Raw genomic sequence first — 8,389 nt, 5'->3', positions numbered from 1 at the left:
CCGCGGGCGACCATGTGCTGATCGAGGTCCGCGACACGGGCCAGGGCATCCCGCCCGAGCTGATGGAGAAGATCTTCGAGCCGTTCTTCACCACCAAGGAGATCGGCAAGGGCACCGGCCTCGGGCTCTCCACCGTGTTCGGCATCGTCAAGCAGTCCGGCGGCACCATCGACGTGCAGTCGTCCGTCGGGGAGGGCACCGCCTTCCGCATCTACCTGCCGCGGCACGTGCCGGTGGCGGAGCCCGAGGAGGTCCCGGCCCTGCCGCCGGCGCGAACCGACTCCGCGCGGGCGCCCGCGGCGGCGAGGGCGGACGGGACCGGCGCGCCCACGGACCTGCCGATCCCCGCCGACAGGCCGGCGCCGCGCAAGCCCGCAGCCGACCATACCGGGCAGGGCACCATCCTGCTCGTGGAGGACGAGGATCCGGTGCGGGCGGTCAACAGCCGGGCGCTCTCGGCCCGGGGCTACACGGTGCTAGAGGCGGCCTCGGGCCTCGAGGCGCTGGCGATCGTGCGCGAGGGCGCGCAGCCGATCGACCTCGTCGTCTCCGACGTGGTCATGCCCGAGATGGACGGCCCGACCCTGCTGCGCGAGGTGCGCAAGCACCAGCCCGACCTGAAGGTGATCTTCGTCTCCGGTTACGCCGAGGACGCCTTCCGCAAGAACCTTCCGGAGGGCGAGACCTTCAACTTCCTGCCCAAGCCCTTCAGCCTGAAGCAGCTCGTCGAGACCGTGAAGAAGACGATGGCGGATTGAGGGGCGATCCCGGCCCGTCCGCGCTCCGCCGGACGCGGTCGGGCCGGGATCGCACCCCGCCGAAGCGCCGATCACGGGTGCTGGGGGCGGCGGCCGGACCACGGGAAACCCCGACCGCAGGCCTTGCCGAACGAGAACAAAACAGGTACGAAAGGGCGTTGCCGACGCGCGTTGTGAACCGCGCCCAACCCCTTCATAAGGAGCCAGCCAGATGGCCCAGCCCGCATTGAAAGTGGTCGACATGCCCCCCGTGGACAAGGACAAGTCCAAGGCGATCGACGCCGCCCTGTCCCAGATCGAACGCGCCTTCGGCAAGGGCTCGATCATGCGGCTCGGCAAGAACGACAAGGTGCAGGAGGTCGAGACGGTGTCGACGGGCTCGCTCGGGCTCGACATCGCCCTCGGTGTCGGCGGCCTTCCGCGGGGCCGCGTCGTCGAGATCTACGGACCCGAATCGTCCGGCAAGACGACGCTGGCGCTCCACACCATCGCGGAAGCCCAGAAGAAGGGCGGCGTCTGCGCGTTCATCGACGCGGAGCACGCCCTCGACCCGGTCTACGCCCGCAAGCTCGGCGTCAACCTCGACGACCTGCTGATCTCCCAGCCCGACACGGGCGAGCAGGCCCTGGAGATCACCGACACGCTGGTGCGCTCCGGCGCCATCGACGTGCTGGTGGTCGACTCGGTGGCCGCGCTCACCCCGCGGGCCGAGATCGAGGGCGAGATGGGCGAGAGCCAGCCGGGTCTCCAGGCGCGCCTGATGAGCCAGGCCCTGCGGAAGCTGACCGGCTCGATCTCGCGCTCGAACTGCATGGTGATCTTCATCAACCAGATCCGGATGAAGATCGGCGTGATGTACGGCAGCCCCGAGACGACCACGGGCGGCAACGCCCTGAAGTTCTATGCCTCGGTCCGCCTCGACATCCGCCGGATCTCGACCCTGAAGGACCGCGACGAGGCGATCGGCAATCAGGTCCGCGTGAAGGTGGTGAAGAACAAGGTCGCGCCGCCGTTCAAGCAGGTCGAGTTCGACATCATGTTCGGGGAGGGCGTCTCGAAGGTCGGCGAGCTCATCGACCTGGGCGTGAAGGCCGGCATCGTCGAGAAGTCCGGCGCCTGGTTCTCCTACAACAGCCAGCGCCTCGGCCAGGGCCGCGAGAACTCGAAGGGGTTCCTGCGGGACAATCCGGAGATCGCCAACAAGATCGAGGCCTCGATCCGGCAGAATTCCGGGCTCGTCGCCGAGAAGATCCTGGAGAACGCCACGCCCACGCCGGACGATCTCGACGAGGGCGAGGCGTAGGCCTCGCGGTCGCACCCCAAGATGGCTTGCGACTGCGTCATCGACGCGAGACATTAGGACGGTTCCGGGGCCTCCCCGGAACCGTTTGCCGTTCCGGAGTTGCCGCGCGCCATGACCGACCTGCTCGACAAGGCCGTCGAAGCCGTCCGCCGCATGCCCCCGGACACACAGGAGACGATCGCGCAGGCGATGCTTGATCTCGCCGGCCTGGGCGCGACCGTCGAGATCGATCCCGACGACCTCCAGGACGTCCTCGCCGGTCTCGATGAGATCGCCCGGGGCGACATCGCGACGGACGAAGAGGTCAAATCTGCCTTCCGACAGTTCGAGCCGTGAGGCTTCGCCTCTCGCGCCGGGCGGTCCACCGTCTGACCGAGATCGGCGCTTATCTCCGCGCTCGAAGCCTGAGCGCTGCGTGGGACGCTCAACACGCGATACGAGACTGCTTCGACCTGCTGGCCCGCTGTCCCGAAATCGGACGGCGCATCCGATTGGACGATAAAGCCGCAGCGCTCCGCGTCGTCGCCGCGCCGCGGTGGCCCTATCTCATCTACTATCAGGTCGACCCGAAGGCAGAGGGTCTGACGGTCGTCACAATCCGGCACGCCGCTCAGCGGCGCCTGACCTGATCCGCCGACGATCAATCGATCGCTTCAGCGCCACCGCCTTTGCGAACAGTGCGAGGCACCGTAGATCGACGGGTGCTTCGCCTCGCTCCTCCGCACGCGGATGACGGAGGGAGCGGCATTCGAGCTGTCGCCGGCTGCGAAACCGCGAAAGCCCCGCGTCGCCGCGAGGCTCTCACCGACCACTCACCATGACCCGTCGTCGGCCCGGCGCGCGCCGAAGCCCGCAGGCCCCGAGCGCGGCCAAATCAGGCGGCTTCGCCAGCCTCGGCCGCGGCGGCCTCGCCCTCGACGAGCTTCCAGGTCTTGGTCTTCGAGAACGGGCGGCACTCCTCGATGAACACCGTCTGCCCGACCTTGGCGGCGTTCGCCTCGTCGTGCGCGTGGTAGTTCTTCGACCGCCGGACGGTCTTCTTCATCACCGGGTGGGTGAAGCGGCGCTCCACCTTCACCACGATGGTCTTCTCACCCTTGTCGCTGACGACGGTGCCCTGCAGGATGCGCTTCGGCATGGTTCTCTCCTAAAACCCGCCTCAGCCCTTGGCCTGCTGCAGCGTCTTGGAACGCTGCAGAGTCCGGACACGGGCGATGTCGCGGCGGACCTCGCGGACGCGGGCGACGTTCTCGAGCTGGCCGGTGGCCCCCTGGAAGCGCAGGTTGAACTGCTCCTTCTTGAGGTTCAGCAACTCGTCGTTCAATTGATCCGGCGACAACGCCTTGAGATCAGACACTCTCTGGGTCGACTTCACGATATCCTCCGTTCAGTCGGCGATGCGCTGGACGACCCGCGTGCGGATCGGGAGCTTCGCGGCGCCGAGGCGGAGCGCCTCCTTGGCGATGGCCTCGGCAACGCCGTCGACCTCGAACATGATCCGGCCGGGATGCACGCGGGCGGCCCAGTAATCCGGAGCGCCCTTGCCGGAGCCCATGCGGACCTCGGTGGGCTTCGAGGAGACCGGCACGTCCGGGAACACCCGGATCCAGACGCGGCCCTGGCGCTTCATCTCGCGGGTGATCGCGCGGCGGGCCGCCTCGATCTGGCGGGCGGTGACGCGCTCGGGCTCCACCGCCTTCAGGCCGAACTGGCCGAAGTTCAGCTCGAAGCCGCCCTTGGCCGCACCGTGGATGCGGCCCTTGAACTGCTTGCGGAAGCGGGTCTTTTTCGGTTGCAGCATGGCTTCCTACCTTACGCGTGCTCGCGCTCGCGGCGTCCGCGCTCGCGGCCGCCCTCGCCATCGCGCTCACGGCGTCCGCCGGAGCGGCCGCCCTCTTCCTGGGCCTTCTTGTCCTGCGCCATCGGGTCGTGCTCGAGGATCTCGCCCTTGAACACCCACACCTTGATGCCGCAGGTACCGTAGGTCGTGAACGCCGTCGCCGTCCCGTAGTCGACGTCGGCCCGCAGCGTGTGCAGCGGGACCCGGCCCTCGCGGTACCATTCCTGGCGGGCGATCTCGGCGCCGCCGAGGCGGCCCGAGCAGTTGATCCGGATGCCCTCGGCACCCAAACGCATCGCCGACTGGACGGCGCGCTTCATGGCACGACGGAAGGCGACCCGGCGCTCGAGCTGCTGGGCGATCGAGTCGGCCACCAGGGTGGCGTCGATCTCGGGCTTGCGCACCTCGACGATGTTGATGGTCACGTCGGCCTTGGTCATGGTGCCGACGAGCTTGCGCAGCTTCTCGATGTCGGCGCCCTTCTTGCCGATCACCACGCCCGGACGGCCCGAGTGGATGGTGACGCGGCACTTCCGGTGCGGACGCTCGATAACGATCTTGGAGACCGCCGCCTGCTTGAGCTGCTTCATGAGGGCGGCGCGGATCGCGACGTCCTCGTGCATGAGCTTCGCGTAGTCGCCCTTGTTGGCGAACCAGCGGGAGTCCCAGGTCCGGTTGATGCCGAGCCGGAGACCGATCGGGTTGACTTTCTGGCCCATCAGATCCTCCTCAGGCCGCTTCGGCCTGGCGGACTTCGCGAACCACGATGGTGAGGTTCGAGAAGGGCTTCAGGATACGTGCACCACGGCCGCGGGCGCGGGCGTGGAAGCGCTTGAGAACGAGCGCCTTGCCGACGAAGGCCTGGGAGACGACGAGGTCGTCCACGTCCAGGTCGTGATTGTTCTCGGCGTTCGCAATGGCGCTCTCGAGGCACTTCTTGACCTCGGTCGAGATCCGCTTGCGCGAGAACTGCAGGTCGGCCAGCGCGGTGTCGACCTTCTTGCCGCGGATCATCTGCGCCACGAGGTTGAGCTTCTGCGGGCTGACGCGCAGCATGCGCGCGACGGCCTTGGCCTCGTTCTCGGGGAGCGCGCGGGGGGTGGCTTGCTTGCCCATCTCAGCGCCTCTTCGCCTTCTTGTCGGCCGCGTGGCCCGGGAAGGTGCGGGTCGGCGAGAACTCGCCGAACTTGTGCCCCACCATCTCCTCGGACACGTAGACCGGGATGTGCTTCTGCCCGTTGTGCACACCGAAGGTGAGCCCGACGAACTGCGGGAGGATCGTGGAGCGGCGGCTCCAGATCTTGATGACCTCGGAGCGCGAGGAACCCCGCGCCGCCTCGGCCTTCTTGAAGAGGTAGCCGTCGACGAACGGCCCCTTCCAGAGAGAGCGTGCCATGGCGATTACTTCTTGCGGTTGTGGCGGCTGGACAGGATGAACACGTCGGTCCGCTTGTTGGACCGGGTCTTCTTCCCCTTGGTGGGCACGCCCCAGGGCGTGACCGGGTTGCGGCCGCCCGAGGTGCGACCCTCGCCGCCGCCGTGCGGATGGTCGACCGGGTTCATCGCCACGCCGCGGACGTGCGGGCGCTTGCCGAGCCACCGGTTGCGCCCGGCCTTGCCGAGCGAGATGTTCATGTGGTCCGGGTTCGAGACCGCGCCGACGCTGGCGAAGCACTGGCCGTGGACCAGGCGCTGCTCGCCCGAATTCAGCCGCAGGGTCACGTAGCCCTGGTCGCGACCGACGATCTGCGCGTAGTTGCCGGCCGAGCGGGCGATCGCGCCACCCTTGCCGATCTTCAGCTCGACATTGTGGACGATCGTGCCCACCGGCATCGAACCCACCGGAGCGGCGTTGCCCGGCTTGATGTCGACGCTCTCGGCGGCCACGACCTTGTCGCCGGGCTGCAGGCGCTGCGGAGCCAGGATGTAGCTCTGCTTCCCGTCGGGGAAGTTGATCAGCGCGATGAAGGCCGTGCGGTTCGGATCGTACTCGATCCGCTCCACCGTGGCGGAGACGCCGAGCTGCTCGCGACGCTTGAAGTCGACGTTGCGCAGCACGCGCTTGTGGCCACCGCCGCGGAAGCGGACGGTGATGCGGCCGAGGTTGTTCCGGCCGCCGGAGGACGACTTGCCCTCCGTCAGCGCCTTCACCGGCTTGCCCTTGTAGAGCTCACGGCGGTCGACGAGCACGAGCTGGCGCAGGCTCGGCGTGACCGGTTTGAATGTCTTCAAGGCCATCGGCTTGGATCCCTAAAACCCGTCCTCAGAGCCCGGTCGTGACGTCGATCGTGTGGCCCTCGGCCAGGGTGACGATCGCCTTCTTCACGTCGGAGCGCTGCCCGCGGAGGCCGCGGAAAATCTTCTTCTTGCCCTTGGTCACGAGGGTGTTCACCGCCGTGACCTTCACGTCGAACAGCTTCTCGACCGCCTCCTTGATCTGAGGCTTGGTCGCCTTGGGGGCGACCCGGAAGACGACCTTGTTCTGCTCGGTCAGGTTCGTCGCCTTCTCGGTGATGACCGGGGCGACGATGATGTCGTAGTGGCGCGGATCGGCACTCATTTGAAACGCTCCTCCAGCGCGTCGACGGCAGCCTTCGTCAGGACGAGCGTGTCGCGGCGCAGGATGTCGTAGACGTTGATGCCCTGCACGGGCAGCACGTCGATCTGCGGGATGGCGCGGGCGGCCCGGCCGAAATTCACGTCGACCTCGGCACCGCCGATGATCAGCGCGTTCGAGAGGCCCATCTTGCCGAAGCGCTCGACGAGGCCCTTGGTCTTGTGATCCTCGATCTTGATGTCGTCGACGACGATCAGGGTCGAGGCCTTGGCCTTCGCCGACAGGGCGTGGCGGAGCGCCAGAGCGCGGACCTTCTTGGGAAGGTCATGGCTGTGGTCGCGCACCACCGGACCGAAGGCCCGGCCGCCGCCGCGGAACTGCGGCGCCGAGGCCGCGCCGTGGCGGGCGTTGCCGGTGCCCTTCTGCTTGTACAGCTTCTTGCGGGTCCGGTTCACGTCCGAGCGGTTCTTCACCGCGTGGGTGCCGGCGCGCCGCTTGGCGAGCTGCCAGCGGACCATGCGCTGCAGGAGGTCGGAGCGGGGCTCGAGACCGAAGATCTCTTCGTTCAGCTCGACCGAGCCGGCGCCGGCGCCGTCGAGGGTTTTGACATCGAGCTTCATCACGCGGTCTCCTCAGCCGCAGCGGCCTCGGGGGCCGTTTGCGCCGACTCGGTGGAAGCGCCGTTCTCACGGAACTTGCCCGGCAGCGGAACGTCGGCGGGGAGCTTGCGCTTCACCGCGTCGCGGATCTGGATCCAGCCGCCGGCGACGCCCGGAACGGCGCCCTCGACCAGGATCAGGCCACGCTCCGGATCGGTGCGGACGACCCGCAGGTTCTGGGTGGTGACCCGCTCGACGCCGAGGTGACCCGGCATCTTCTTGTTCTTGAAGGTCTTGCCCGGGTCCTGACGGCCACCGGTGGAACCGATCGACCGGTGCGAGATCGACACGCCGTGGGTGGCACGCAGGCCGCCGAAGTTCCAGCGCTTGATGCCGCCCGCGAAGCCCTTGCCGGTGGTGGTCCCGGTGACATCCACGAACTGGCCGGGGATGAAGTGGTCGGCGGTGATCTCGGCGCCGACCGGGATCAGCGCGTCCTCGGACACGCGGAACTCGGCGAGCTTCTTCTTCGGCTCGACCTTGGCGACCGCGAAGCGGCCCCGCTCGGCGGCCGAGACGTTCTTCACCTTGGCCTTGCCGACGCCGACCTGCAGCGCGACGTAGCCGTTCTTCTCGACCGTGCGGTGGGCGACCACCTGGCACTGATCGATCTTCAGCACGGTGACGGGGACATGCTCCCCAGCGTCCGTAAAGACGCGGGTCATGCCGACCTTCTGTGCAATGACACCTGAGCGCATAGGTCTCTCCCTCGCGCGATGAAACGGTAAGCTCTAAATCCCAGCGGGACTTAGAGCTTGATCTCCACGTCCACGCCGGCGGCGAGGTCGAGCTTCATCAGCGCGTCCACGGTCTGCGGCGTCGGATCGACGATATCGAGCACCCGCTTGTGCGTGCGCATCTCGAACTGCTCGCGCGACTTCTTGTCGATGTGCGGCGAGCGGTTGACGGTGAACTTCTCGATATGCGTCGGCAGCGGGATCGGGCCCCGGATGGTCGCGCCGGTGCGCCGGGCCGTGGAGACGATCTCCTTGGTCGACGCATCGAGGATGCGGTGATCGAACGCCTTCAGGCGGATGCGGATGTTCTGACCGTTCATGTTCCTGAAACCTTGAGAGGGACGGCGGGGTGTGCGGTGCCTGAACCCCGCCGCGCCCTGCTAAGGATGCTCTTGCGAACTCAATCGTTGATGGCGGCGACGACGCCGGCGCCGACGGTGCGGCCGCCCTCGCGGATGGCGAAGCGCAGCTTCTCCTCCATGGCCACCGGCACGATCAGCGCCACGTCCATGGTCACGTTGTCGCCCGGCATCAC

Annotated in this window: 15 protein-coding genes and 1 pseudogene; 4 read left to right on the top strand and 12 right to left on the bottom strand. The window is 67.7% G+C overall.

Annotation, left to right across the window (positions count from 1 at the left end):
• From MKL01_RS14070 to MKL01_RS14055, 4 genes are all read left to right on the top strand, one after another.
• Positions 1-758, top strand: a 758-nt coding sequence (locus tag MKL01_RS14070; RefSeq protein ID WP_243905830.1) for a response regulator, incomplete at its 5' end; no start/stop codon positions are given.
• Positions 759-999: 241 nt separating this feature from the next.
• Positions 1,000-2,061: a recombinase RecA gene (gene recA, locus MKL01_RS14065; RefSeq protein ID WP_409566253.1), complete on the top strand. Its 1,062-nt coding sequence runs from the start codon at positions 1,000-1,002 to the stop codon at positions 2,059-2,061.
• Between the two features lie 111 nt (positions 2,062-2,172).
• Positions 2,173-2,397, top strand: coding sequence for a hypothetical protein (locus tag MKL01_RS14060; protein ID WP_243905828.1), 225 nt, complete (start codon positions 2,173-2,175; stop codon positions 2,395-2,397).
• Positions 2,394-2,690, top strand: a complete 297-nt coding sequence (locus MKL01_RS14055; protein ID WP_243905827.1) for a type II toxin-antitoxin system RelE/ParE family toxin — start codon at positions 2,394-2,396, stop codon at positions 2,688-2,690. The genes MKL01_RS14060 and MKL01_RS14055 overlap by 4 nt, the downstream gene beginning before the upstream one ends.
• Before the next feature lie 245 nt (positions 2,691-2,935).
• Here the strand turns inward: MKL01_RS14055 and rpsQ are convergent, their stop codons facing one another.
• The 12 genes and pseudogenes from rpsQ to tuf all read right to left on the bottom strand — a co-directional run.
• Positions 2,936-3,199 carry a 30S ribosomal protein S17 gene (rpsQ, locus tag MKL01_RS14050; RefSeq protein WP_243905826.1) on the bottom strand — a complete coding sequence of 88 codons (264 nt, stop codon included), beginning with the start codon at positions 3,197-3,199 and terminating at the stop codon, positions 2,936-2,938.
• Positions 3,200-3,220: 21 nt separating this feature from the next.
• Entirely contained in the window at positions 3,221-3,436 is a 216-nt protein-coding gene (gene rpmC, locus MKL01_RS14045) for a 50S ribosomal protein L29 (protein WP_243905825.1), read from the bottom strand.
• Between the two features lie 12 nt (positions 3,437-3,448).
• Entirely contained in the window at positions 3,449-3,862 is a 414-nt protein-coding gene (gene rplP, locus MKL01_RS14040) for a 50S ribosomal protein L16 (protein ID WP_091719330.1), read from the bottom strand.
• Positions 3,863-3,873: 11 nt separating this feature from the next.
• A complete protein-coding gene (gene rpsC / locus MKL01_RS14035; RefSeq protein ID WP_012319192.1) occupies positions 3,874-4,620 on the bottom strand; it encodes a 30S ribosomal protein S3 in 747 nt (248 codons plus the stop codon).
• 10 nt (positions 4,621-4,630) lie between these two features.
• The gene (rplV, locus tag MKL01_RS14030) at positions 4,631-5,017 is read right to left on the bottom strand and encodes a 50S ribosomal protein L22 (protein ID WP_058194329.1); all 387 of its coding nucleotides are present in this window, start codon (positions 5,015-5,017) and stop codon (positions 4,631-4,633) included.
• A gap of 1 nt (position 5,018) precedes the next feature.
• Complete coding sequence (gene rpsS, locus MKL01_RS14025) at positions 5,019-5,297, bottom strand: 30S ribosomal protein S19 (protein ID WP_192708807.1); 279 nt, start codon at positions 5,295-5,297, stop codon at positions 5,019-5,021.
• A gap of 5 nt (positions 5,298-5,302) precedes the next feature.
• Positions 5,303-6,139, bottom strand: coding sequence for a 50S ribosomal protein L2 (gene rplB / locus MKL01_RS14020; protein ID WP_243905824.1), 837 nt, complete (start codon positions 6,137-6,139; stop codon positions 5,303-5,305).
• Between the two features lie 25 nt (positions 6,140-6,164).
• Positions 6,165-6,461: a 50S ribosomal protein L23 gene (locus MKL01_RS14015; RefSeq protein WP_243905823.1), complete on the bottom strand. Its 297-nt coding sequence runs from the start codon at positions 6,459-6,461 to the stop codon at positions 6,165-6,167.
• Positions 6,458-7,078, bottom strand: coding sequence for a 50S ribosomal protein L4 (gene rplD / locus MKL01_RS14010; RefSeq protein WP_243905822.1), 621 nt, complete (start codon positions 7,076-7,078; stop codon positions 6,458-6,460). Before rplD ends, MKL01_RS14015 begins: the two co-directional genes overlap by 4 nt.
• On the bottom strand, positions 7,078-7,815 hold the full coding sequence (gene rplC / locus MKL01_RS14005) for a 50S ribosomal protein L3 (protein ID WP_243905821.1): 738 nt from the start codon (positions 7,813-7,815) through the stop codon (positions 7,078-7,080). Before rplC ends, rplD begins: the two co-directional genes overlap by 1 nt.
• 50 nt (positions 7,816-7,865) lie before the next feature.
• Positions 7,866-8,174 carry a 30S ribosomal protein S10 gene (gene rpsJ / locus MKL01_RS14000; protein ID WP_043351245.1) on the bottom strand — a complete coding sequence of 103 codons (309 nt, stop codon included), beginning with the start codon at positions 8,172-8,174 and terminating at the stop codon, positions 7,866-7,868.
• An 80-nt stretch (positions 8,175-8,254) separates the two neighbouring features.
• Positions 8,255-8,389: pseudogene (tuf, locus tag MKL01_RS13995) on the bottom strand (elongation factor Tu); the annotation flags it as partial.

It is taken from the genome of Methylobacterium sp. J-070, from assembly GCF_022829385.1.
In the GTDB taxonomy this organism is placed as follows: domain Bacteria; phylum Pseudomonadota; class Alphaproteobacteria; order Rhizobiales; family Beijerinckiaceae; genus Methylobacterium.
Note: the sequence above shows the minus strand (reverse complement) of the source record. Positions and strands in the feature narration are given on the sequence as shown.

Bases quoted from the DNA above. Each gene is read 5' to 3' on its own strand.
- rpsJ (WP_043351245.1), bottom strand. From the start codon at position 8,174: ATGAACGGTCAGAACATCCGCATCCGCCTGAAGGCGTTCGATCACCGC.
- rpsC (WP_012319192.1), bottom strand. From the start codon at position 4,620: ATGGGCCAGAAAGTCAACCCGATCGGTCTCCGGCTCGGCATCAACCGG.
- MKL01_RS14060 (WP_243905828.1), top strand. From the start codon at position 2,173: ATGACCGACCTGCTCGACAAGGCCGTCGAAGCCGTCCGCCGCATGCCC.
- rplD (WP_243905822.1), bottom strand. From the start codon at position 7,078: ATGAAGCTCGATGTCAAAACCCTCGACGGCGCCGGCGCCGGCTCGGTC.
- rplB (WP_243905824.1), bottom strand. From the start codon at position 6,139: ATGGCCTTGAAGACATTCAAACCGGTCACGCCGAGCCTGCGCCAGCTC.
- rplV (WP_058194329.1), bottom strand. From the start codon at position 5,017: ATGGGCAAGCAAGCCACCCCCCGCGCGCTCCCCGAGAACGAGGCCAAG.
- rplC (WP_243905821.1), bottom strand. From the start codon at position 7,815: ATGCGCTCAGGTGTCATTGCACAGAAGGTCGGCATGACCCGCGTCTTT.
- MKL01_RS14015 (WP_243905823.1), bottom strand. From the start codon at position 6,461: ATGAGTGCCGATCCGCGCCACTACGACATCATCGTCGCCCCGGTCATC.
- rpsQ (WP_243905826.1), bottom strand. From the start codon at position 3,199: ATGCCGAAGCGCATCCTGCAGGGCACCGTCGTCAGCGACAAGGGTGAG.
- rplP (WP_091719330.1), bottom strand. From the start codon at position 3,862: ATGCTGCAACCGAAAAAGACCCGCTTCCGCAAGCAGTTCAAGGGCCGC.
- rpsS (WP_192708807.1), bottom strand. From the start codon at position 5,297: ATGGCACGCTCTCTCTGGAAGGGGCCGTTCGTCGACGGCTACCTCTTC.
- recA (WP_409566253.1), top strand. From the start codon at position 1,000: ATGCCCCCCGTGGACAAGGACAAGTCCAAGGCGATCGACGCCGCCCTG.